Origin of the sequence: Halopenitus malekzadehii, from assembly GCF_900108505.1 — an archaeon.
In the GTDB taxonomy this organism is placed as follows: Archaea; Halobacteriota; Halobacteria; order Halobacteriales; family Haloferacaceae; genus Halopenitus; species Halopenitus malekzadehii.
On sequence record NZ_FNWU01000009.1, the window covers coordinates 1 to 21,197 of the forward strand.

Annotated in this window: 22 protein-coding genes, 1 tRNA gene and 1 pseudogene; 14 read left to right on the top strand and 10 right to left on the bottom strand. The window is 64.8% G+C overall.

Annotated features, from left to right (window positions below; all coding sequences use genetic code 11):
- From BLW38_RS11685 to gcvH, 3 genes and pseudogenes are all read right to left on the bottom strand, one after another.
- A partial coding sequence (locus tag BLW38_RS11685; RefSeq protein ID WP_092817920.1) for an RNA-guided endonuclease InsQ/TnpB family protein occupies positions 1-1,384 on the bottom strand: 1,384 nt, incomplete at its 3' end.
- Positions 1,381-1,812: pseudogene (gene tnpA / locus BLW38_RS11690) on the bottom strand (IS200/IS605 family transposase). The gene BLW38_RS11685 and the pseudogene tnpA, both read right to left, overlap by 4 nt.
- 236 nt (positions 1,813-2,048) lie before the next feature.
- Positions 2,049-2,429, bottom strand: a complete 381-nt coding sequence (gene gcvH / locus BLW38_RS11695; protein WP_092817411.1) for a glycine cleavage system protein GcvH — start codon at positions 2,427-2,429, stop codon at positions 2,049-2,051.
- Positions 2,430-2,589: 160 nt separating this feature from the next.
- Here gcvH and BLW38_RS11700 point away from each other — a divergent pair, with 160 nt between their 5' ends.
- Together BLW38_RS11700 and BLW38_RS11705 are read left to right on the top strand one after the other, a co-directional pair.
- Positions 2,590-4,290: a thiamine pyrophosphate-binding protein gene (locus BLW38_RS11700; protein ID WP_092817412.1), complete on the top strand. Its 1,701-nt coding sequence runs from the start codon at positions 2,590-2,592 to the stop codon at positions 4,288-4,290.
- A gap of 51 nt (positions 4,291-4,341) precedes the next feature.
- On the top strand, positions 4,342-4,836 hold the full coding sequence (locus BLW38_RS11705; RefSeq protein ID WP_245710191.1) for an NYN domain-containing protein: 495 nt from the start codon (positions 4,342-4,344) through the stop codon (positions 4,834-4,836).
- Between the two features lie 589 nt (positions 4,837-5,425).
- Here BLW38_RS11705 and BLW38_RS11715 read toward each other — a convergent pair.
- The gene (locus tag BLW38_RS11715) at positions 5,426-7,123 is read right to left on the bottom strand and encodes a sensor histidine kinase (RefSeq protein ID WP_092817414.1); all 1,698 of its coding nucleotides are present in this window, start codon (positions 7,121-7,123) and stop codon (positions 5,426-5,428) included.
- 512 nt (positions 7,124-7,635) lie between these two features.
- Here BLW38_RS11715 and BLW38_RS16290 point away from each other — a divergent pair.
- The 5 genes from BLW38_RS16290 (at position 7,636) to BLW38_RS16690 (ending at position 10,316) form a co-directional block, all read left to right on the top strand.
- On the top strand, positions 7,636-7,797 hold the full coding sequence (locus BLW38_RS16290; protein ID WP_177167491.1) for a DUF7317 family protein: 162 nt from the start codon (positions 7,636-7,638) through the stop codon (positions 7,795-7,797).
- A 128-nt stretch (positions 7,798-7,925) separates the two neighbouring features.
- Entirely contained in the window at positions 7,926-8,270 is a 345-nt protein-coding gene (locus BLW38_RS11725; RefSeq protein WP_092817416.1) for a hypothetical protein, read from the top strand.
- 58 nt (positions 8,271-8,328) lie between these two features.
- Positions 8,329-8,655, top strand: coding sequence for a hypothetical protein (locus BLW38_RS11730; protein WP_092817417.1), 327 nt, complete (start codon positions 8,329-8,331; stop codon positions 8,653-8,655).
- 98 nt (positions 8,656-8,753) lie between these two features.
- Positions 8,754-10,109, top strand: a complete 1,356-nt coding sequence (locus BLW38_RS11735; protein ID WP_092817469.1) for an outer membrane protein assembly factor BamB family protein — start codon at positions 8,754-8,756, stop codon at positions 10,107-10,109.
- Positions 10,110-10,187: 78 nt separating this feature from the next.
- Positions 10,188-10,316 (top strand): hypothetical protein, encoded by a 129-nt coding sequence (locus BLW38_RS16690; RefSeq protein WP_281241170.1) that lies wholly within the window; start codon positions 10,188-10,190, stop codon positions 10,314-10,316.
- Positions 10,317-10,397: 81 nt separating this feature from the next.
- Here the strand turns inward: BLW38_RS16690 and BLW38_RS11740 are convergent, their stop codons facing one another.
- The 3 genes from BLW38_RS11740 to BLW38_RS11750 all read right to left on the bottom strand — a co-directional run bounded on the left by BLW38_RS11740 (position 10,398) and on the right by BLW38_RS11750 (position 13,345).
- On the bottom strand, positions 10,398-10,901 hold the full coding sequence (locus BLW38_RS11740) for an HPP family protein (RefSeq protein ID WP_092817418.1): 504 nt from the start codon (positions 10,899-10,901) through the stop codon (positions 10,398-10,400).
- A 96-nt stretch (positions 10,902-10,997) separates the two neighbouring features.
- A complete protein-coding gene (locus tag BLW38_RS11745; protein WP_245710193.1) occupies positions 10,998-12,173 on the bottom strand; it encodes a nucleoside recognition protein in 1,176 nt (391 codons plus the stop codon).
- Between the two features lie 50 nt (positions 12,174-12,223).
- Positions 12,224-13,345, bottom strand: coding sequence for an aminopeptidase (locus BLW38_RS11750; protein ID WP_092817419.1), 1,122 nt, complete (start codon positions 13,343-13,345; stop codon positions 12,224-12,226).
- 146 nt (positions 13,346-13,491) lie between these two features.
- Between BLW38_RS11750 and BLW38_RS11755 the strand changes: the two genes are divergently transcribed.
- Together BLW38_RS11755 and BLW38_RS11760 are read left to right on the top strand one after the other, a co-directional pair.
- On the top strand, positions 13,492-14,067 hold the full coding sequence (locus BLW38_RS11755; protein ID WP_092817471.1) for an HIT family protein: 576 nt from the start codon (positions 13,492-13,494) through the stop codon (positions 14,065-14,067).
- 62 nt (positions 14,068-14,129) lie between these two features.
- The gene (locus BLW38_RS11760; protein WP_092817420.1) at positions 14,130-14,996 is read left to right on the top strand and encodes a TatD family hydrolase; all 867 of its coding nucleotides are present in this window, start codon (positions 14,130-14,132) and stop codon (positions 14,994-14,996) included.
- A gap of 30 nt (positions 14,997-15,026) precedes the next feature.
- Here BLW38_RS11760 and BLW38_RS11765 read toward each other — a convergent pair whose 3' ends face one another.
- On the bottom strand, positions 15,027-15,770 hold the full coding sequence (locus tag BLW38_RS11765) for a DUF1405 domain-containing protein (RefSeq protein ID WP_092817421.1): 744 nt from the start codon (positions 15,768-15,770) through the stop codon (positions 15,027-15,029).
- Between the two features lie 138 nt (positions 15,771-15,908).
- Here BLW38_RS11765 and BLW38_RS11770 point away from each other — a divergent pair, with 138 nt between their 5' ends.
- Entirely contained in the window at positions 15,909-16,583 is a 675-nt protein-coding gene (locus tag BLW38_RS11770; RefSeq protein ID WP_092817422.1) for an FxsA family protein, read from the top strand.
- 120 nt (positions 16,584-16,703) lie between these two features.
- Positions 16,704-16,777: transfer RNA gene (locus tag BLW38_RS11775), tRNA-Ile, on the top strand.
- 619 nt (positions 16,778-17,396) lie between these two features.
- On the opposite strand, the gene BLW38_RS11780 is transcribed toward BLW38_RS11775, so the two are convergent.
- Together BLW38_RS11780 and BLW38_RS11785 are read right to left on the bottom strand one after the other, a co-directional pair.
- The gene (locus tag BLW38_RS11780) at positions 17,397-18,437 is read right to left on the bottom strand and encodes a tyrosine-type recombinase/integrase (RefSeq protein ID WP_245710195.1); all 1,041 of its coding nucleotides are present in this window, start codon (positions 18,435-18,437) and stop codon (positions 17,397-17,399) included.
- 338 nt (positions 18,438-18,775) lie between these two features.
- Complete coding sequence (locus tag BLW38_RS11785) at positions 18,776-19,375, bottom strand: DUF5789 family protein (protein WP_092817424.1); 600 nt, start codon at positions 19,373-19,375, stop codon at positions 18,776-18,778.
- A gap of 204 nt (positions 19,376-19,579) precedes the next feature.
- Here BLW38_RS11785 and BLW38_RS11790 point away from each other — a divergent pair, with 204 nt between their 5' ends.
- The 3 genes from BLW38_RS11790 to BLW38_RS11800 all read left to right on the top strand — a co-directional run bounded on the left by BLW38_RS11790 (position 19,580) and on the right by BLW38_RS11800 (position 21,195).
- Positions 19,580-20,053: a hypothetical protein gene (locus BLW38_RS11790; RefSeq protein ID WP_218143062.1), complete on the top strand. Its 474-nt coding sequence runs from the start codon at positions 19,580-19,582 to the stop codon at positions 20,051-20,053.
- Positions 20,054-20,343: 290 nt separating this feature from the next.
- Positions 20,344-20,781: a type IV pilin gene (locus BLW38_RS11795; RefSeq protein ID WP_092817426.1), complete on the top strand. Its 438-nt coding sequence runs from the start codon at positions 20,344-20,346 to the stop codon at positions 20,779-20,781.
- Between the two features lie 162 nt (positions 20,782-20,943).
- Positions 20,944-21,195, top strand: coding sequence for a hypothetical protein (locus BLW38_RS11800; RefSeq protein WP_092817427.1), 252 nt, complete (start codon positions 20,944-20,946; stop codon positions 21,193-21,195).
- Positions 21,196-21,197 lie beyond the last annotated feature (2 nt).

Below are 21,197 nucleotides of genomic sequence, written 5' to 3' on the forward strand. Positions count from 1 at the left end.
AGCTACCGACCCACGGGGCAACTTGCGGGTTTGTGCGCACTTCTTTGGGACTTTCGTGAGGGTGTGGTTTCCCCGACCAGTCGTGGTCGTCCCACTCGAATCGCACGGGCCGTGCCATCGGCCTGATTTCGCAATCGCTGTTTTCTCGAAGGAACGTCTCTGACGCCGTGAGGTCGGCGTGTCCCTCGAAACCGCACGGACACGTCAGCGTATCCTCGTGGCGAATCGTCTTCTCGTGGTCGCCACACTCGGGACACGTCTGACTCGTCCACGCTTCCGACTCGGCTTCGAGGCTGATGCCGTACTCCTTACAGACACACGCGAGACGGTGGATGAACTTCTTGAACGCCCAGAAGTTGTGCGTCTTCTCGTTCACCCTGACCGACCAGTGCGTTTCCAGCACGTCGGTCAAGTCGCCCACGTACACCGTCGCCACGCCCTCGTCGTATAGCCGTTCAACGAGGTCGCGCACCAGCGCGTTCTGTGCGTGGTCACGGCGCTTCGTCCGCTGTCGGTACAACCGTCGAATCCGCTTCGAGGAGTAGCGTTTCTCACAGAGTCGTCCGGAAGACTCCGTCTTCCGTGATTCCGAGAGACTTCGTCTCTCGGGCAATTTCGACTGTAGGCGAGCGATTTCGTCGGTCGTCTCGCGGAACCGTCCGAACAACTCCCGACCGTCGTAGAGATACTGGTTCCCAGTAGTCGTGGAACAGGCGACGAGATTGTTCGCTCCAACGTCGAGGGCGGCTTCTTCCGAAGCCAGTGGTGAATTCCGAAAACGCTTCGCGTTTTCGACTTCAGGAAAATCTTCGATTTTCCGTGAATCCAGTCGAGAATCAGGTACGGTGACTGGTTGAAATGCCCTGAACGTGTCGCTAACCTCGTCGTATTCGAGTTCCAGACGACCCTGTTTGCCGTCCCACTTCGGGTTGCCTCGGACTTCGAGGTGGAGTCGTTCGTGGTAGCCGAGTCCGTATTCGTCTTTCAGTTCTTGCCCGACAGGGATTTCGAGACGGCTACGCTTGCCCCACTCAATCGTGTACTGGTTGTTGCGGATGTAGGTACGGAGTTCGCGTCCGTCCTCCTCGTTGCCCCAGTACGACGGTGGGTTGGCGTACTCGCCGTTCTCCTTGAGGGCGAAGAACGACCGCCACGCTTCGCTGTTCTTGCGCGTGACCTGTTGGACAGTCGCGCTTCCGACGACACCGTTGTAGCGTCCTCGGTACTCGGAAGTGTCCCACACGTCGCCGTCACCGAAGTAGTTCTGACGACGTTCGTAGGTCAGTTCGTTCCACAGAGAAGCGGATGCATCGAGTAGACGTAGGAGGCACTCTTTGTCGTTCTCGGTCTGTGGTATGACCTCGAAGGTGTTGACGCGCTTCATGCGTCGCCACCCTCCTGTTCAGCGATGTAGCGTTCGACAGCGCCCTTCGAGGCACTGCCCGCCGTACCGACGTAGTACGAACGAGTCCACTTCACGCGGTCGTCGTACCGCTGGTTGTACTTCCGCGCAGAGATGCCCTTGACCCAGTTGACGATGAGCGACGGGGCGTTCTTCGGTGGACTCCCGATGAACAGGTGTACGTGGTCGGGCATGACCTCGGACTCGGCCAGTTCGAGGCCCTTATCCTCACAGATTTCCGCGAAGATGGTTTCGAGACGTTCCTTCGTCTACCCCGTCAGGTGCGAACGCCGATACTGAGCGGAACCCTGTTCCGCGAGGTCAGCGGGACCTCCGGTCCCGCCCGATTTCGGCACGAACACTATGTGGTAGTAGAGTTCGTATTTCGCGTGACGGGTGCTCTTTACAATCTATGCATACTATCACGGTCGGACGGCTTAAAGATTGCGTTGGAACCCCGTCTATACCATCGTTGGCGGTTGAATACTGTTGGTCGGCTTCATCCCCGTCGCCAGACTCCGTCTGGCGGGCAACCAGAACGCAGAGCGTTCTGGTGACGCCCTGAAGGGCGAGGCTTTCGCCTCGAATTTTCCGTAACCCTCGCTCGACCGCCCGCTCCGTGACCGCCCCGCTACTCGACCGTCCGCTACTCGATCTGCTCGCGGTACTCGTCGGCGCTCAGCAGCTCCTCGAGGGCCGATTCGTCGTCTGGGTCGATCTCGATCATCCAGCCCTCGCCGTAGGGATCCTCGTTCACGAGTTCGGGGGCGTCGAAGAGATCCTCGTTGACCGCCGTCACCTCGCCGGAGATCGGGGCGTACAGGTCCGAAACTGCCTTGATCGACTCGACGACGCCGAACGTCTCGCCGGCGGTGATCGACTCGCCCGCCGCGGGGAGTTCGACGAAGACGACGTCGCCGAGCTCGTCCTGTGCGAACGCGGAGATCCCGATCCGGATCGGCTCCTCCGTGGTCGTCCATTCGTGCGATTCCAGATAGCGTCGGTCGGTGGGTACGTCGAAGCTCATAGGGGTTTGTCGGTGTCACTGTGGGTTCGATCGTCGCTGCCGGCGCGGCGATCGATGGTCGTTTCGGGCTCTCGCTCCCTCGTGGTTAATCCTTTTCGGTGCCCCCTCACCGGCGGCGGTTCGAGGAAGTCTTATGGGGCGATCGGTCGAAGCCGGACCGATGACCGGCGATCGATCCCCTGACGCGGCGTCGTCGCCCGAGACACCCACCGTCGCGAGCGCCCTGGTCGACCGGCTGCTCGCTGATGGGATCGACACGGTGTTCGGGATCCCTGGCAAACAGACCCTCCCGCTCAACCGGGCGCTGGATCGCCGGAACGCCCGGTTCGTCGTCGCCCGCCACGAGACCGCCGTCACCCACCAGGCGTGGGGGTACGCGGAGACCCGGCCGCCCGGCGAGATGGCGGCCACCGTCGTGGTTCCGGGCCCCGGCGATATGAACGCGATGAACGGTCTCAAGAACGCGCTCAACGACGCGGTTCCCCTGTTACACCTCGCCGTCGAGACGGAACATGACGTCCGCGGCGGCGACGGTATCCACGAGACGCCGCCGGAGACCTACGACACGGTGGTCAAGGAGAACGTGCTGGTCGAAACCGCACAGGGTGTCATTCCGGCGATCGCCCGCGCCATCCGGACGGCGCGCGAGCACCCGCAGGGCCCCGTTCGCGTGGGGATACCGAAGGACTTCCTCGCCGAGTCGGTCCCGCAGGCCGCCGTCGGTGACCTCCCGGTTCCCGAGCCCGACCGCCCCGATCCCGACGCCGTTGCCGACGCGGCCGATCGACTGGCGGCGGCCGTGAACCCGGTGATCCTCGCCGGCGGCGGCGTCCGGCGCTCGGGTGCGTCGACGGCCCTCGTCGCGCTCGCCGAGCGGCTCGACGCGCCGGTCGTGACCACGTATAAGGGAAAGGGAACGATCCCGGAGGATCACCCGCTTTCCGCGGGCGTGCTCTGTGGCGGCGCGAGCACGGAGCTGACCGAGCTGCTCGCGTCCGCCGACGTCGGGCTCGCCGTCGGGTCGGACCTCGATGCGGTCGCTACCCGCCACTTCTCCGTCCCGCTGCCCGACGAACTGGTCCACGTCACGCTCGGCGTCGACGACATCGGGGTGGGCTATGACCCGACCGTCGGGATCGTCGCCGACGCGGGCGCGACCATCGCGGCGATCGGTGACCGGCTTCCGGAGGCTCCGAGTGAACACGACGCCAACGGGGTCGAACGCGCCCGATCGGTTCGATCCGCCGATCGGGAACGGTTCGACCGCCTCATCGAGGAGGCACGCGGCGACGACCCGATGCCCTCGATCGAAGCGCTCCGGGCGATCCGGGAGGCGTTACCCCGCGAGACGATCCTCACCGCGGACGCGGGAGGGTCCCGGCTGTGGACGCTCGTCTCCGTTCCCGCGTTCGGCCCGGATCGGTACGTCAATCCCGGCTCCTGGGCGACGATGGGGACCGCTCTCCCGTCGGCCATCGGCGCGAAACTGGCGAATCCCGACGCGCCGGTCGCGGCGATCGTCGGCGACGGTGGGCTATTGATGTGCGTTCACGAGTTGCATACCCTGGCGGCCGAGAACGTCGACGTCACCGTCCTCGCGTTGAACAACGACGACTACGCGATCATCAGCGACGAGGCCAGCCGGTCGTACGGCTTTCGGGACGGTCGATACGGCTGGTCTGACGCCCACCTCGATCTGTCGGCGATCGCCGAGGGGATGGGCGTCAATGCGCGCCGGATCACGGACGCGGACGCGATCCCGGCTGCGGTCACCGACGCCCTCGCTGACGACGGGCCGAACCTCATCGAGATCGTCACCGATCCCGCCGAGCCGCAGGCGAGCGAGTGGATGCGCCGATAGGCCGCCGTCCCGGATCGGGATGCCTATGCCCCCGGAACCGGTAGGAGGACTATGGATGCGGACGCGGACGGGGACGCGGAATCGAACGCGGCGACGTTCGGAGGCCCCCACGTCGAGCGGACGGCCGGCGTGGCGCTGTTCGTCGACGGACCGAACGTCCTCCGCGAGGAGTTCGACGTCGATCTCGACGACGTCCGGGCGGCTGCGACTGCGGAAGGGACGCTCGTCACCGCCCGACTGTACCTCGACGAGCACGCGACGCCGGGGCTGATCCAGGCCGCCGAGGCGCGCGGCTACGAGGTGGTCATCACCTCCGGGGACGTCGACGTGAAACTCGCCGTCGACGCCACGCGGTTCGCCGCCGAGGGACGGATGACGACGCTCGCCATCGCCTCACGAGACACCGACTTCAAGCCGGTCGTCGAGACCGCGAACGGCTACGGCGTCCGAACCGTCGCGATCGCGCCCGGGGAGTTCGGGCGGTCGGACGCCCTCCGCAACGCCGCCACCGACTCGGTCACGCTCGACGGCGACCTCGTGAGTTGATCGCCGACGCGACCGCTGTATGGGGCCGAAACACCCGGATCGGCGTGTGTGAAGTACTTCGGGGGCAAGCCCCGAGACACTCTCGCTGCATCTCTGTCGACCGTCTCTCCGCACACCGATCCATCATCATTGATCGATCGGAAAATGTTGGTTCTTCACGAACGTTTATTACGTACCGACGTCTTCGGGACGATGATGGCATCCGTAGTACACGGTTGATCCGCGATCAGATACTGACAGCACCGCTTCGGCCCGCCCGACCACGCCGCCGATCGACGCTGACCGCCACGCATCCGATCGGTTCGCCGATCCCGTCGCCCGCGCGCCGGCGACGTTCGACGCGACCGACCGTCGCCGGTTGCCGAACACGGTCGACGACGGAAACGCGTTCGCGGGCGATCTCGGCGGCTCGGACGCGAAATGGAGGGCCGAGTCACGGTAGGCGCACGCTGTCGACTGGTTCCTGTGTGTCGACTGGTTCTCGTGTGTTTTGCGGTCCCGGTTTCGTTGTGACTCGTTTCGGTTCGTCCCGCAGTCGTGTCGTCGCGAGCTCCACCTCCACGCTGTCTCGGTCAGTACCGGCCGCCGATCACTCGCCGGTCACCGGTTCGGCGTCGCGCTCGCCGGTCTCGATCTCGAACCGGGCACCGCCGTCGGCGCCGTTCGTGGCCGTGATCGACCAGCCGTGTGCCTCGACGACCGTCCGAACGATCGGCAGTCCGAACCCGGTGCCGTCGGCCGTCGTCGTGATGCCGGGGTCGAACAGCGTTTCGCGCACCCCGGGGTCGATCCCCTCCCCGTCGTCCGCGACGTAGAAGCCCCGCGCGTCCGGAAGCGGGCCGACGCGAATCGTGACGTCCTCACCGCCGTCCTCATCGCCGTTCGTGAGGGTGTTCTCGTGGCCGTGCTCGATCGCGTTCCGGAAGAGGTTCTCGAAGACCTGTTTCAGCCGCTCGGGGTCGGCGTCGACGATGAGCTCGAACGGTTCGACAACGATCGTCGCCCCCTCGGCGGGGATCTGTGTCCAGCACTCCCGGGCGAACTCGGGCACCGAGACGGGTTCGGTCTCGTCGATCGAGAGCCCCTCCCTGGACAGTTCGAGGAGGTCGTCGATCAGCTCGTGCATCCGGTCGACCGAGCGGAGGGCGGGCTCGAGGTGTGAGAGGTCGCCCGTCTCGGCCGCGAGGTCCAGGCGGCCGGCGATCACCTGCAGGGGGTTCCGGAGGTCGTGGCTGACGATGCTCGCGAACCGGTCGAGTCGTTCGTTCCGGTCCTCGAGCTCCCGTCGGTACCGCTCCTCCGCCGTGACGTCGACGAGCGTGATCGACGTCCCGAGCCGTGCCGCCGCCGCGTAGAAGCTTGCCGTGGACACCGTGTAGTAGCGTGGGGACCCACGATCGGTGATCGCGAGCTTCTCCCCGTCCGTCTCGAGCGCCGCGGCGAGGTCGGGCAACGCGGCCGCGAGCGGCTCCCCGAGGTGTTCGGAAAGCGTCGGGAAGACGGCCGCCGCCTGCGTGTTGCACTCCCGGATCCGGTCGTCGTCGTCCACGACGATCACCGGGTCGTCGGTCCCGCCGGTCAGCCGGATGACCTGGAACTCGTCGAAGTAGACGTATCCGACGCCCACCGCGAACGCGGCGACGCCGATCGGCGAATAGGTGACCGTCAACACGAGCTCGTGATACACGCTGAGGACGTCGAGGACGATCGGGATCCCGGTGAGTCCGACCAGGACGAACAGCGGCCGCGTGTTCGAGTCGACGCGGGCGAACAGCTCGTAGAGCATAAAGAAGCCGATGAACGCGAGCGCGTAGGCAAGCCCCATCGCGACCCAGTGGAGCACCCCGGGGACGATCTGCAGGTAGCGAAACGGTCGCGTGGCCACCGCCGTCGAGAAGTAGTAGCCGTGGATCGGGTTGGTGACCTTCACCGTTGCGACGATGAGGAACGTCGCGACCGCCGCCAGCCGGACGGTCGATCGCTTGTGAAGCGTGCGCCCCGTGTAGGCCGAACAGAAGTAGAGCCAGGGGCCGATCGCCGCCCAGCCGACCACGAGGCCGCCGACGTAGAAGGCGTACCGGAGCGCGTCGGTCGGGGAGACGAGGTACCCGACGTGCATCGCGGCCCACCCCCCACACAACAGGAGAAACCAGGAGAGTCCGCGCCGTACCGCCGGGTGCTGCACCCGCGAGACGGCTCGGAGCGACCAGAGACACGCCAGTGCCGACGCGGCGAACAGAAGGACGTACAGCCAGAAGAGCTGCGTCGATCCGAGCGAAATCGGCATATCTCGACCTGAGTAGAGTGGTTCCCGCGACCCCCCTTGAAGCTGTGGATCGCAGCGACCCCTGCGTCGGATCGAACGTCGGGATCGACGACACGACGGTCCCACGACGATTTGACGACGATCTGGCGACGATCTGGCGACGATCTGACGACGGACGAACGGTTGATCCGGATGTACGGCGTCGGGGCGGAGCGAGCTCCGCCGACGTCGACGTATCGGGAGTGGCCTCGGCACTCATAGGGCTCGTCGTCGCCGGTGCCGAGCCGGCTCGGAGCGGTCGATCGTCATCGGCCGGGTCGACGTACGTCGGCGTCCCTTTTCAATACCGCCATCGAGCGTCGATCGGGCCGTCACCACGATCGTGGACACGGCCACGAAAATATCTGGAAGTTCGATCAGGGAAGTCGTATATTCATACTCATTCAAACCACCCATTCGGCTTATAGCGTTTATTAGTAGTATCTAAACCGGAATAGTTATACAAACGCATTCGAACATCTGATCGTCCACCGATGACCACACACGCCGTTGCCACCGCCGTGACGCTCTATCGATCCCGGACGATCTCGCTCGAGCAGGCCGCAACCGTGGGCGGCTGCTCGCCCGAACAGCTCCGGGCCAGCGCGCGATCGCTGGCTCCGGTCGCGACCGATCGCGGTCACGATCGGCAGTGATCGACGTCGATCGTGTTCGAGAGTGACGTGGCGCCGATCGCGCTCTCCGCGCCCTTCGCGCCGATCGTGTTTCTAATCCAACATCTACGCCGAACGATATATACGGCGTCGGTCGAAACCGTCGGCCCATGGTACTCGGATCGATCGTCAGCTTCGTTGTGGCACTGCTCGTCGGCGGCCTGGCCATCTACGCCGGCGCGCGGGTCGTCGTCGACGTCGACGACTACTCCCACGCCGTGATCACCGCCCTGATCGGCGCGATCGCGTGGGCGGTCACGTCCTGGGTCCCGCTCATCGGGCCGCTCATCGCGCTCGTCGTCTGGGTCGGCGTCATCAACTGGCGCTATCCCGGCGGCTGGACGAAGGCGGCGATCATCGGGGTCGTCGCCTGGATCGCCGCGCTCGTGATCCTGATCGTGCTCAACGGCCTGTTCAGCCTCGGGATCGGCGCCTTCGGCGTGCCGGGCGCCTGACCGAGCCCGACCTCGGCGTCGCGACGGTTTATGACCGATAGCGACACATCCCGTCTCGATGTGTCCTGCACCACATACCGACGGCACACACGACGACACCGTTCACGACGACACCGTTCACGACCGCCTCGAACGCTACTTCGTCGTCTCCGCGCTCCGCTGTCGCGACTGCGGGGATCTGCACGAGCAGGTCCGCGTCGGCGGCGAGACGTACACGGCCGCCGACTTCGCGATCGACTCGCTGGCTGAGTGGCGCCTGGAGATGGACAAGGAGGAGTCGTGGATCCGGTCTCACCGATCGGCGGTCCAGGAGGTGCTCCCCGACCTCGCGGACGACTGGCCGGAGACGACCGCGGCGGTTCGCGACCGACTGCTCGCGGAGTGACTCACGGGTCCGGCGACCACGACGCGGTTTCGGCGACCACACGCGGTTCCGACGAACACAACAGCTATACCCCAGTGCCCGCGAGTGAAACCGACCCGATGTCGAACCCGCCAGACGATTCCGCTCGCGACGGCGCGTTGACCCCTTCCCGTCGCCGGTACCTTGCCGGCGTCGCCTCGGCCGCGGCGGCGACCGGTGCGGCCGGCTGTCTCGACGGCTGGGGTCACGCAACCCTCGACCGATCGCAGGCCGACTTCGACCCCGATCCGCTCCCGGGCGACCGGACGTATCCCGACGACGACGGCGTCACGATGTTCCGGCGCGGGCTGCGCCGACTCGGCTATTACCCCGACGCGACCGTCCCCGACTCCGTCACGGTCAACTGGCAGTTCCCGGCGAACTACATCGGCCACACCGCCGCGAAGGCGAGCCCGCGACCGGCGCCGGACGGCGAGACGATCGTGATCCCGGCCGATACGGGACTGGTGCACGCGGTCGGCCCGAAGGGTCGGCATCAGTGGACCCAGCGGACCGGCGCCACGTCGCTCGGGATCCACGGCACTCCGGCGATCGTCGACGGGATCGCCTACATCGGCGGCTACGACGGGGACCTGTACGCCTTCGACGTCGGCACCGGCGAGCAGGTCTGGCGAACCTCTCGGATGGCCTTTGACGGCGCGATCGCGATCGGTTCCAGCCCGGCCTACTGGGACGGGGTCCTCTACGTCGTCGTGGAGTACAACAACCCGCCGGCCGGGACGCTGTGGGCGGTCGATGCCGACACCGGCCGGCCGCTGTGGAGTGACGACCGGCTGTGGGGAATGCCCCACCCGTCCGTCTCGATCGACCCCGAGCACGAGCGGCTGATCACGGCCTCGAACGACGGCGTCTGCTACTGCTGGGAGTTCCCCTCGCTGGCGTTCGAGTGGTCCTTCCAGACCGGCGCAGAGATCAAGGGGACGATCCCGCAGTACGAGGGCCGCGCGTTCGTCGGCTCGTGGGACGGGAACTTCCACTGTCTCGACACCGCGACCGGCGAGGGCCTGTGGTCGTTCGAGACCGGCCAGATCATTATGTCCAACCCGGGTATCGACCCCGACACCGGAATCGTCTATATGGGTAGCGACGATGAGCACGTCCACGCCCTGGATATGGAGACGGGCGACGTGGTCTGGTCCCGGGACGTCGGCGGCCACGTCATCGGCTCGGTGACGGTCACGGCCGACGCGGTGCTCGTCGGCTCGTACGACCGGAACCTCTACGCGCTTGAGAAGGACACCGGCGAGATCCGGTGGACGGTCCCGAACAACGGTCACGTCACGAGCGCGGCGGTGCCCCACGACGGTCGGATCTACTACGCCGAGCGCGCCGACATCACCGGCTACTGGAACGACGACGAGTCCACGACCGTCCGGGCGCCGGGACACGCCTACTGTCTCGTTGACGATAGCTGAGACTCCTTCGTCGACGACGGCTGCGACGTCTCGTCAACGCGACGAAAAGGGTTTATCGACGGCGGGAAAACGCTGCGTATGGACGGCTACATCGTCGACATCGACAACGACGAGCTGCTCTCTCCGATCGTCGTGATCGCGACGATCGCGCTGATCGGCGTCTTCGGAATCGGGTTCCTGTATCAGGCCGCGCTGCTCGTGCTGTAGATCCGTCGCCGATCGTCGTCGACGGGCGCCAGGACCGGATCCAGGAACCGGGACTGGATCCGGCTCCCGGTCGCCGTTCGCTCAGCCAACGAGCCGCGCCCGAGTCCACCCGGCGGCCGCAAGCGCGAGTTCGTGTGTCGCCACCAGCACCACGACCGCGAGGACGATCGTCGCGGCGGCTCGCGGGGTCGACAGCAGCCCGAGCGAGACGATGAGCGTCGTCGCGCAGGCCGGGGCGTGGTTCGTGTCGGTGGCGATCATCGCCCAGCTCGTGGCCGCGATCGAGAGCGTTCCGGACGCGGCGAGCCGAAGTCCGTCGAGGGAGGCAGGCGCCGGTGACTCGACGAGCGTCACCCCGGCGGCAACGAGGAGGTACGCGCCGAGCCCGGCCACCGCGCCGATCAGGTGGCTCCCGATCACGCGGCGGGCCCGGTCGCGACCGCCGTGGCGGTCGAAGGCGAGGACGAACGCCGTGGGGCCCAGACTCGGGAAGATGAACGGCTGTCCGGTCGCCCAGGCTACGCTCCCGAGAACGGTAAAGAGGAAGCTGGCGTAGAGACTCGTGTAGACGCGGCGTCTGACCACGGGCGGGGTTTCAGCTCCGGTGGCAAAACCGGACCGATCGCGGTGTTCCCCGGTCTCCGGCCCCCAGCCTCCGTCCCTGACCTCCAGCCCTTCCACTCACGGAGCGAGCAGCAGCCCCGCGATCGCGACCGAGATGAACACAAGCTTCATCGCGGTGTTGACGGCGATCACCTTCAGGCCGAACTCGGGCCCCCAGATCCCGAACTGGAAGGGAATCGACCGTTTGAACGTCGAGACCGCGAAGGAGACGATCCCGCCGAGCAGCATCGTCACCACCGCGGTCCGCGGGGTGAACGTCTCGCCGATGAGCGGCGCGATCGCGACCGCCCCGGCCGTGGTGTCGAGCGAGTAGACGGCCACGATCGCGACCGACGCGCCGGGCAGCCCGAGCGCTGCGGTGAGGGGCTCGGCGACGCCGGTCAGCGCCTCGACGTCGGCGTGGGTGATGAGCGCGATCACGAGCGTGTAGACCACGGCCAGTCTGGGGACGATCCGCCGGAGCGTGCCGGCGGTCTTCCGAGCGGCTTCCCGAGCCCGGTCGCGGGGGGAGTCGGGTGAGCCCTCGGCGTCATCGGACTCGCAGTCGTCCGCTGTGCCGTCCGTCTCGGACTCGCCGCCATCCGATCTACCGGTTCCGTGGCCGGTCTCAAGCTCCGCGAGCGCCGATCGATCGACGTTCCGCGAGGAGAGGACGACGCCGCCGATGGCCACGCCCGCGACCGTGATCCCCAGTGAGATCCCGGCGCGGATCGAGACGTAGAGGACGCCCGTGTGAAACCCGAGGATCGGGATGAGGACGGGGACGTAGTAGGTGAAGACGTGTTGGACGAACCCGAAGAACGTGTTTATCATCACGGCGACGATCGTTGCGCGGTCGTCGAGCAGCCCTGACTCGCGGTACTCCGCGAGCGTCGCGTAGCCGGCGGTCGTCGACGCCGCCGTCGTCAGGATGGCGGTCCCGACCTCGTCCGGGAGGTTGGCCGGTCGGGTGAGATAGCCCGCGACGCCGGCGATGTACCGGATCAGCCCGAACGAGACGACGAGGTTGGCGAGGAAGACGCCGAGCGCGATGAAGACCGTGATCCGGGCCAGTCGCGGGAGGACCTCCCGGAGGAGCGCGACCGTTTCGGCGGCGATCGTGGTCGCCGACACGGACTGGGTCCCGAGCACCGATTGAAGCCCCACAGTCGACTGGGCCCCGAGTATGGACTGGTGCAGCATCGACTGGTGAACCGTCCAGAGCGCCGGGTCCGCGATCGCGGCTCCGAACACGGGCTCCCTTCACGATCGGTCGTCAAAGGTGCATCGGACCGATCCGATCGTTATCCCTCGAAGCCGTCCTCCCACCGGAACGTTCCGTTTCGCTGTATCACCTCGCCGTCGATCGCGATCGACGCGTCCGCGGAGACGTCCGCGATCAGGTCGACGTGGACCGCCGAGTCGTTGCCGGATTCGCCCTCGGGCAGGCAGGCGTCGTAGGCGCGGCCGAGCGCGAGGTGCACGGTGCCGGCCATCTTCTCGTCGAAGAGGATCGAGTCGGTGAACCGGTCGATCCCGCGGTTCATCCCGATCCCGAGCTCCCCGAATCGCCGAGCGCCCGCATCGGTTTCGAGGATCGACGCGAGCGCGTCCTCGTTCGTGGCGGCCTCGAACGCGACGACCTCGCCGTCGACGACCTCGAGGCGAACGTCCCGGACGCGGCGCCCGGAGATGGTCATCGGCACGTCGAAGCAGACGGTCCCCTCGACGGTCGCCGGTGCGGTGAACACCTCGCCGGAGGGGAGGTTGTGGGAGTCGTAGGCCACGGAGGCCGCGGAGTTGACCGCGGTCCGGTTCTCGATCCCGACGGTCAGATCCGTGGTCGGGCGGTCCTCGCGGTCGATCCGGATCTGGACCTCCGAGCCGGCGTCGAGGCGTTCTTTGAGCCGGTCCATCTCCGCGGCCAGCGACTCCCAGTCGCGCAACACCGCGCCGTAGACGAACTCCCGATACGCCTCGATCGACATCCCCGCCTGCTGGGCGAGGCTCCGGGTCGGGTGCACCGTCGAGACCCAGTCGGTGTCCATTCGCGCCTCACGGATCCCGGTCCGGGATCGGGCGTGCGCCCGGCGCGTCTCGGGGTCGACGTCCGCGGTCGCCATCGTGTTCCGGCCGCCGCCGAGCCGGAGGTACGCGTCGGCCGCCTCGAAGAGCGCGAGCGAGTGGTCCGGATCCGCCTCGAACGGTTCGTCCCCGTTCTCGCGTCCTTTTAAATACGCTCGGGTGATCTCGCCGGAGCCGTCGGTTACCTCGACGTTCGCCCCGCGCTCGCCGAGCGCCTCGACGACCGCGACCGCCAGGTCGTGTGCCCCCTCGTCGACGTCGACGATCACGTCGTCGCCGGCCTCGATGCGCGCGCTCCAGTCGACGAGCGTCTCCGCGTGGTCGCGTACGCGTGGATCCATTACTCTCGACGTCGGCGTGCGTGGACAAAAACCGTCGCTTCGGTCGAGACTGGATCGACGGTCGATTCCGGACCGGCGGCCGACCCTGCCCGACCGTCGTTGGAGTCGACGGAACCCTTCAAGACCCGCCCGCCCACATCGACGGTATGAACCAGATCTACGCCCCCTGGCGGATCGAGTGGGTCGAACGCGATCGGGATCCGATCGACGGCTGCCCCTTCTGTGTCCTCCCCGAGCGCGGCGACGACGTCGACGCCCGGATCGTCGCTCGCGGCGAGCACAACTTCGTCCTCCTGAACAACGCCCCCTACAACCCGGGCCACGCGATGGTGATCCCGTACGATCACGTCGCCGAGTGGGGCGCGCTCGCTGACGACGTGATGCTCGAACACGGGCGGCTCAAGGCGGCGACGATCGCGGCGCTGGAGGGCTCCTCCGGCCCGGACGGCGTCAACACCGGGATGAACCTGGGTGGGTCGGCCGCCGGCGGCTCGATCGACGACCACATCCACACGCACGTGATCCCGCGGTGGGACGGCGACACGAATTTCATGCCGGTGGTGAGCGACACCACGGTGATCGTCGAGGCGGTCGACCGGACCTACGAGCACCTCCACGCCGCCTTCGGCGACCTCGAGGCCGCGGTCACGGTCCCGCCGATCGAAGGGGATGACGCGGACGCCGCCGATCACACTGCTGGAGCGGTCCGACTCTCCTTCTGATCGCGGTCACGCCGCCCTGCTGATCGCGGGCACTTTTAGGCGGCCGGCCGAAGACCTCGCCGATGACGGACCCCGACCTGCCAACGCCCGTGCTCGACAACCACCTCCACCTGGATCCGCGACACGGCCGCGGGATGGACGCCGTTAGGGACTTCCGGCACCTCGGCGGCACACACCTGCTCGTGGTGAACAAGCCCTCCTGGCACCTCGGCGTCGAGGCCGGCGAGCCCGCCGACTTCCGGGCGGTTTTCGAGGAGACGATCGACGTCGCGGGCGCGGCGGACGAGCTGCTCGATGGCGGCGCCTGGCCGGTCCTCGGCGTGCATCCGGGGCTGATCAGCCGACTGGTGGACGAACGCGGGTTTTCACCCGACGAGGCGCGCGAGCTGATGCAGGGCGGGCTCTCGGTGGCGGCCGAATACGTCGCCGACGGTGACGCGCTCGCGCTCAAGTCGGGCCGACCCCACTACGAGGTGTCCGACGCCGTGTGGGACGCCTCGAACGCGGTCACGAAACACGCCTTCACGCTCGGTGCCGAGCACGACTGTGCGGTCCAGCTGCACACGGAGGCCAGCGAGGACCTCTCCGAGCTGGCCGCGTGGGCCGACGAGCGCGGGCTCACCCCGGAGCGCGTCGTCAAACACTACGCCGCCGGCCGACTCCGCGGACCGACTCCGAGCGTGATGAGCGAGCGCGACCGGCTCGAGCGCGCCGCCAAGCGGGCGACGGAGCACGGCGACCCCTTCCTGATGGAGACCGACTTCGTCGACGACCCCGACAAACCGGGCGCGGTCCTTGGTCCGAAGACCGTCCCGCGGCGCGTTCGTTGGCTGCTCGAGGAGGGGTACGATGACGCGATCCGGGTTGCCCACGTCGAGACGCCACGGCGAGTGTACGGGATCGACACCGAGGCGACGCTGGACGCGTGACGTGGCGCGTCGACCGCGTCGTCGCGAGGGTCACTCCCAGGCGTGTCCGTCGGCGGCGACGATCCGGATTCGGGTCGCCAGCAGCCACGCGATCGGGGCGATCGTCAACACGACGGCGCCCGCCGCCGCGACCTGGAGCACGGTCGTCGTGAACCACGGCGTCGATCCCGCGTACGGAACCGACGTGTGCGTGACCTGCCCGCCCAGCGGCACGAAGTAATCGAACAGCAGGTCGACCGTGTACCACGTCGCGGCGATCGCGATCGCGTGCAGCGGGAACCCCGATATCCGGTGGAGGACGAACGCCTGCACCGCCATTGCGATGTGGCTCCAGAACAGAAAGAGATACATCGGGATCGGGGTGAACTCGAGGAATCCCGGCGCGAACGCCACGAGGACGTACGGCGTCCACAGGCCGAGTTTGATGTTGCCGATGAACGCGAGCGACGCGAGCGTGTCGTTCGGTCGCCCGAGCGCCCACGCCGCGAGCGCGAGCGCGATGAACAGCGTCGCCCCGGGACTGTCCGGGACGAACAGCCACCACTGCGGCTCGATCTGCTGAAGCTGGAACCGGTAGTACCAGAAGCCGAAGGCGGTTCCGAGCAGGTTGATCGCGACGATCACCCAGACCCATCGCAACGCGATCGCCTCGAGTCGGGCCGGCAGCGGGGCAGCCCACCGCGGGAGCGAGAGCCGCGTCGGTTGCTCCCGTGGCGTTCCTCGTTCCCGCGGATCGGCGGCATCGGTCGATCCGGATGCTGACCCCCGTGACATATCCGTGGGTCGTCGTCGCCTCACAAAGCGGTGACGGTCCGTTCCGTTCGGTTCCGGGGCGGTTCCATTCTTTCCAGCGGCGATTCGCGGCCGTCCCCGACGAAAAGGGCTATGGGTCCGCGAGTTGAACCCGAGGATATGCGCCTGCGCTATCTGATCGCGCTTCTTCTCGTGATCCCGCTTGCGGACGCGCTGTTCCTCGTCGTCGTGGCCGACTACCTCGGCTGGCAGCTCACCGTCGCGCTGGTCGTGCTCACGGCGCTGTTGGGGATGTTGCTGGTTCGGGCGGAGGGCCGTAACACCCTCGCCAGACTGCAGCGAAAGGCCGCCCGGGGCGAGCCGCCGACCGACGAGCTGCTCGATGGCGCGCTGCTCATCGCCGCGGGTGCCTTCCTGCTCACTCCCGGGCTCGTCACCGACACGATCGGGTTCCTGCTGGCGTTCCCGCCGACGCGGATCCCGATCCGGGCGGTGACCAAACGCTTCGTCCTCGTCCCGTACCTCGAGCGCCGGACGGACGGCTTCCTGAGCGGGAACGTGTACATCGGCGGCTTCCCCGACGGCGAGGGGTTCGACGGGTCCGGCGGCGCGTTCGGCGGTGGATTCACGCCGCCCGGCGATGGCGGCAGCCCCGGAGACGGCGGTGCCGCCGGGTCGGGATCCCGCTCGCGGTCCGGTTCCGGCTCGAGCGCTCGCTCCGACACGACGGCGGGGACCGCGGACGGAGCCGACGACGTCGTCGATGTCGACTACACGGTCGAGGATACCGCCGACGACCGCGACGACGATCGCCGGTCTCCTGACGAACGGTGACCCTCGACGGTCGCGTGAATGCGTGGATCGATACCGTGCCGAAAACCGACTGACTGCGCGACGATCTTCAAAGGGAAACCCTTAAACTCTTACCCGCGCAAGCGGGAAATGCGCTCACCTGGGCCAATAGCTCAGTCAGGTTGAGCGCTCGGCTGATAACCGGGAGGTCCACGGTTCAAATCCGTGTTGGCCCACCTACAACGTCCACGGTCTTTGGCCGTGGCGTGTTAGGGGCCGGGAACTCCCCAGCCACCTAATTCCGTCTTACTATTCCACGAACAGAACCCTCTATAATGATAGGGTTCAACCATAATTTCCACGCACGATGCCGCTACGTGTGGGTTCTGTTTAGCCGCTCGCTTTGAACGAGCCTACTGAGCGTTGAGCCGAATCGTTGTCGGACTGCAGTACTGGAATCCTATTCAGAGTATTTATTCTATGGAAAGCCGATGAATTTCCCATCAGTGTCTGCGTGCGAACTGAGGCGGCCCGAGTTATTCAGAAAAGACTACTAATCCACATCAGAGATGAGACGACAAATCCACTAACAAATGCTATCAATAGGAAGATAGCGACCCATCGCCGTGCGTTATCCGGGAGATACGGTATCTCACTTGGATAAATCGGGGCAAGCGTCCCTTTTTCGTCTGAACCGCGTCCATCCATATAACGTGATACAAGCCCTACACTATTGTTCTTTCTGCTGTCTGACTTGCCATTCGACCACTTATATTCTTAATCGATAGGTGAACCACCTGCACTGAGCGATTTACTTGGTAGTACGGCCAGAGGGCAGGGGTTTCCTCTACATCTTCACAGGTCATCCAAATAATCCCGACGTTGTTCGGCTTTTTCTCGTTCACCACGTCGGTCGTAGTGTTTCTCAAGCACATCCAGACTCACATTCATCCGGTCACTAACGACCTTCTCCGGCACGTCCTCCGACAAGTGGTGGGTGATTGACCCACGACGTATCGCGTGTGGACTCACACTCGATGGGCAGGTACTCGCCTTGTTATTCTCCAATGCTTCACAGGAGTCTATCTCGCGGTCGTGAGGACACTCTCCTGTGTATTCACAAGGACGAGTGATACGGTAGATACTGTCTCGAAGCGTCGATTTAGCGGGACGCCCGCACCGACCGGAGAATAGCGGGCTTCGTCCCTTACCATCCCCGCCCTCATCGCGGTTGTACTGGAGATACGCATCCAGCGCATCACACACATTGGCGCTCAGAGAAACGTACCGTGCACCTTCGGTCTTGTTTTTGAGCCGCGTTCCCGTCTCGGGACGGTGGTGGAGTTCGAGATATTGTTCCTCTCGATCGTAGTCCTCTACATCGAGACTGTGTGCGGCTCCGATTCGGATACCGGTATGCCACAGTACCTCGATGAGCGCGTGCGTTCGAGTCGCAAACTCGAATTGGCGAAGATACTCAAGCAATTGCGCCGCCGCCTCATCGCTGAGCATCGCTGTTCGCCGGTCCTCGGTCTTTCCGAGAGAGGGCAACAATATTTTCTCGTGAGTCTCGCTCGCTACCGCGTCGATATTCTCGCACCACTTGATGAAGACGCGGATGGTCGATAACTGAGTGACCATCGTGACGTTGTTGAGGTCGCCGTCATCGCGCCGCCACATCTTGTACCGTTGGAGGTCCCGTCCCGTCAGTTCGTTCAGGTTGTCTATCTCCGCGACCTCATCGCACCACCGGACGAAGTGCTTGAGACGGTAGTGATGGGCTTGTATCGTACTCTGTGAGACTTCGCTCTCACGCTGTGAGAGATACATTTCCTTTGCCTCTGCCGGTCGCATTGGTTCGAGTTTATCTGTGGTCAAGTCTGGTCCCGTGAACACCCAAACGCTCCTCCAATGGCTCGACGCGATGAGCGATCTGTTTGATAGGCCTAATTGCCTGATTTGTTGCGTTTCAGGCCCTCTAGTCCACGGTTTCAAATCCGTGTTGGCCCACCTACAACGTCCACGGTCCTTGGCCGTGGCGTATTAGGGGCCGGGAACTCCCCAGCCACCTAATTTCGTCCGATACGCTAACTCTTGAGAGAGTTCTCCTTGAATATTTAAATAGAACGTACTCATCCTCTCTCGCCATCCTGCGGTGTCCAGCACTTGGCGGGGAGATCTACTGTGGACGGACTCCACATCGAGCAGCCCTCGCACCTGCTGGGCCTGTGTGTCTAGATCCCGAGCCACTCGTCGGTCCGAACCTCGTATCCGTTCGATCGACAGAGCGCTGCTGCTTCCCGGCGCACTGCTCGGGAAGTCGGGAGGCGTTCCGTGTCGTGGATTCGATCGACGATCCAGTCGCTAATACTGCGCACTCCGTCGTCATCGTCATCTGCGTCGATCGCGTTGAGTTCCTCGAACGTCTTCTCATAGGCTTTGCGCTGCGTCCACCCGAACTCCGTCTGTGGAAGCGTCTTGCTCGCTTCCACGACCCGTTTCATCGCCGCCGCAACGGTCGGCGCTGCCACCTGTACACGAACGGCAGCCGGTGAGTCGAACTGCTCTGTGTCAGTCTCCGGAAGTAGGGCCTCGATGCTGTAGCTGCCCTCGGCTGACTCAACCTCGTACTCACCGATCGTCGCGACGATGGTCGTCCCGGTTGCTGGGAATGAGACTGCTTCGAGCGCCGCCTCAAGCCCGGTGCGTTCGTCGGTCTCGATCGGCGGCTCTTGTTCGTCGCCACGTTCCAGTTCAGTGGCGATCGCGCGCTCTTGCTGGCGTCGCTCGGCGTCCTGTGCCTGCTTGTCTCGACCGTTCTTATCATCTGCCATTCAGTATAGTTCGGTCTCTAGCCGGATAGCTCTGTGGTGGATCTATGTTGGTGAATGCTCCGGGTCCTCAGTACACGGGATGTCTCTATCGTATCCTCACACCACTTGAACGCTCTTTGTTTCCCTTTCGTGATGACGAGGGACTTCGACTCCCGAATCACTTAACCCCGAGGCGAGCCATTGTATTTCAGTGAACTGATTCATATGACCGTTGATATTGAAGTTCCTGATCCGCCCGACCTCTCGAATCGGGGTATGCCGCGTGAGTTTGAGTGGCAAGAAGAGACACTCGGAGCGGAGGACTTCTACCGTGGGGATATCGAGGACCTCCTCCAGGATGGTGCGTGGCAGGAAGGGTTCAACGAATGGGTTGAATACACCACTCTCGATGAAGAGCACGTTGACAGTATCAACGACCAGCGGTTGTTCCAGGCGTTCGATTTCTACTGGGATCCAAGCGAAGACCGCCTTCGGTTCGATGCACCGCGCGTCCCCGACGAATGGCAGCAGGAACACCCGATTGAGTCGCGTGATTCGATCACACGATCGCTGATTGCTGGTGAATTGGCGGATCTCGGCCACGCGGTTCTGGAGGTTCTAGAGGGATATCTCGACCGCAACGACGAAGACTCCGACTATGGCTGGGGTGCAGACACCTACGGCACACGCGATGAGTGACTCGGCACCAGGATCGACTCAGCCTCAGGATCGATTTCACGGGTCTTGGGAGAGCCGACACGCTCGGGAATCGTGAGAACCGTACTGTCCACGGATACCTATTGTCCACGGATACCTATCTATAATATCTAGGGCTGTCTTCCCTCCAGCGACAGCCGGTGAAACGTATTTTCCCGTTTCACGATCTGATACTGTGGACCGAACGTTTAAATAATCATTCCGAATTCGATCGAACAACGACCGTCGCTGCTCGGACGTGATCGTTCGACGGTGGGGGTTGGTGTATACCTATGAACCTGAACGAACTCTTCACCGAGGACCGCGCAGTGAGCCCCGTGATCGGCGTCATCCTGATGGTCGCGATCACCGTCATTCTGGCCGCCGTGATTGGCACGTTCGTGCTGGGGCTTGGCGACGATCTCCAGAACACGCAACCGACCGCAAGCTTCGACTTCGAGTTTAACTCGACGAACGGCACCACGATCTCACACGCCGGCGGTGACACGATCGCAGACGGTGCCATTGTGACGATCAATGCCACCGGTGACGGCCTTGCCGGTGACACCACCTGGGGAACCCCGATCTCCGCCGGTGACAGTGAACACGTCCGGAAGAGCGACGGTGATGGAAACTGGTCGGGTGAGACCGTTTCGGTGAACTGGGAGTCCGCCGACGGGAGTTCCTCGGCACAGCTCGGCGCACAGGACGCCCCGACGATCGACGGGTAACGCCCCGGCAGATCGGTAGCGCTTCCACACAGCGTCAGCAGCCGCGTGGACCGTCTCGCGATCGGTCGTCTCGTGGTGGGTCCGATCGATCGACCACAGATGCCCGCTCGGTCGGACGAAACGGAACTTTAATGCGCCGACCGGACGCAGCATCGAACGAGAATGATCCCGCTGCAACCCCTGGTCAACAACTTCCTGCTGAATTATCACCTGGGGCACGTGTTGTTGTTCACGTTCGCGGTGACCACGCTGGGGGCGCTCCCGCTGAAGAGTCAGCGCGTCATCGCTGTCAACCTCGTCGTCTTCGGGTTGATCTTCGCCGTCGCGCCGTTCAGCACGATGTCCGCGCCCTACATCCTCTTCGGTCTCGTGCTCATCGTCGTCGGTCCACTGCTGTGGACGATGGCTGAGTGATC

What these genes read in the sequence shown, in the direction of transcription:
- gcvH (WP_092817411.1), bottom strand. Translation starts at nt 2,429, where the DNA reads ATGAGCTTCGACGTACCCACCGACCGACGCTATCTGGAATCGCACGAA.
- BLW38_RS11700 (WP_092817412.1), top strand. Translation starts at nt 2,590, where the DNA reads ATGACCGGCGATCGATCCCCTGACGCGGCGTCGTCGCCCGAGACACCC.
- BLW38_RS11705 (WP_245710191.1), top strand. Translation starts at nt 4,342, where the DNA reads ATGGATGCGGACGCGGACGGGGACGCGGAATCGAACGCGGCGACGTTC.
- BLW38_RS11715 (WP_092817414.1), bottom strand. Translation starts at nt 7,123, where the DNA reads ATGCCGATTTCGCTCGGATCGACGCAGCTCTTCTGGCTGTACGTCCTT.
- BLW38_RS16290 (WP_177167491.1), top strand. Translation starts at nt 7,636, where the DNA reads ATGACCACACACGCCGTTGCCACCGCCGTGACGCTCTATCGATCCCGG.
- BLW38_RS11725 (WP_092817416.1), top strand. Translation starts at nt 7,926, where the DNA reads ATGGTACTCGGATCGATCGTCAGCTTCGTTGTGGCACTGCTCGTCGGC.
- BLW38_RS11730 (WP_092817417.1), top strand. Translation starts at nt 8,329, where the DNA reads ATGTGTCCTGCACCACATACCGACGGCACACACGACGACACCGTTCAC.
- BLW38_RS11735 (WP_092817469.1), top strand. Translation starts at nt 8,754, where the DNA reads ATGTCGAACCCGCCAGACGATTCCGCTCGCGACGGCGCGTTGACCCCT.
- BLW38_RS16690 (WP_281241170.1), top strand. Translation starts at nt 10,188, where the DNA reads ATGGACGGCTACATCGTCGACATCGACAACGACGAGCTGCTCTCTCCG.
- BLW38_RS11750 (WP_092817419.1), bottom strand. Translation starts at nt 13,345, where the DNA reads ATGGATCCACGCGTACGCGACCACGCGGAGACGCTCGTCGACTGGAGC.
- BLW38_RS11755 (WP_092817471.1), top strand. Translation starts at nt 13,492, where the DNA reads ATGAACCAGATCTACGCCCCCTGGCGGATCGAGTGGGTCGAACGCGAT.
- BLW38_RS11760 (WP_092817420.1), top strand. Translation starts at nt 14,130, where the DNA reads ATGACGGACCCCGACCTGCCAACGCCCGTGCTCGACAACCACCTCCAC.
- BLW38_RS11765 (WP_092817421.1), bottom strand. Translation starts at nt 15,770, where the DNA reads ATGTCACGGGGGTCAGCATCCGGATCGACCGATGCCGCCGATCCGCGG.
- BLW38_RS11770 (WP_092817422.1), top strand. Translation starts at nt 15,909, where the DNA reads ATGCGCCTGCGCTATCTGATCGCGCTTCTTCTCGTGATCCCGCTTGCG.
- BLW38_RS11785 (WP_092817424.1), bottom strand. Translation starts at nt 19,375, where the DNA reads ATGGCAGATGATAAGAACGGTCGAGACAAGCAGGCACAGGACGCCGAG.
- BLW38_RS11790 (WP_218143062.1), top strand. Translation starts at nt 19,580, where the DNA reads ATGACCGTTGATATTGAAGTTCCTGATCCGCCCGACCTCTCGAATCGG.
- BLW38_RS11795 (WP_092817426.1), top strand. Translation starts at nt 20,344, where the DNA reads ATGAACCTGAACGAACTCTTCACCGAGGACCGCGCAGTGAGCCCCGTG.
- BLW38_RS11800 (WP_092817427.1), top strand. Translation starts at nt 20,944, where the DNA reads ATGATCCCGCTGCAACCCCTGGTCAACAACTTCCTGCTGAATTATCAC.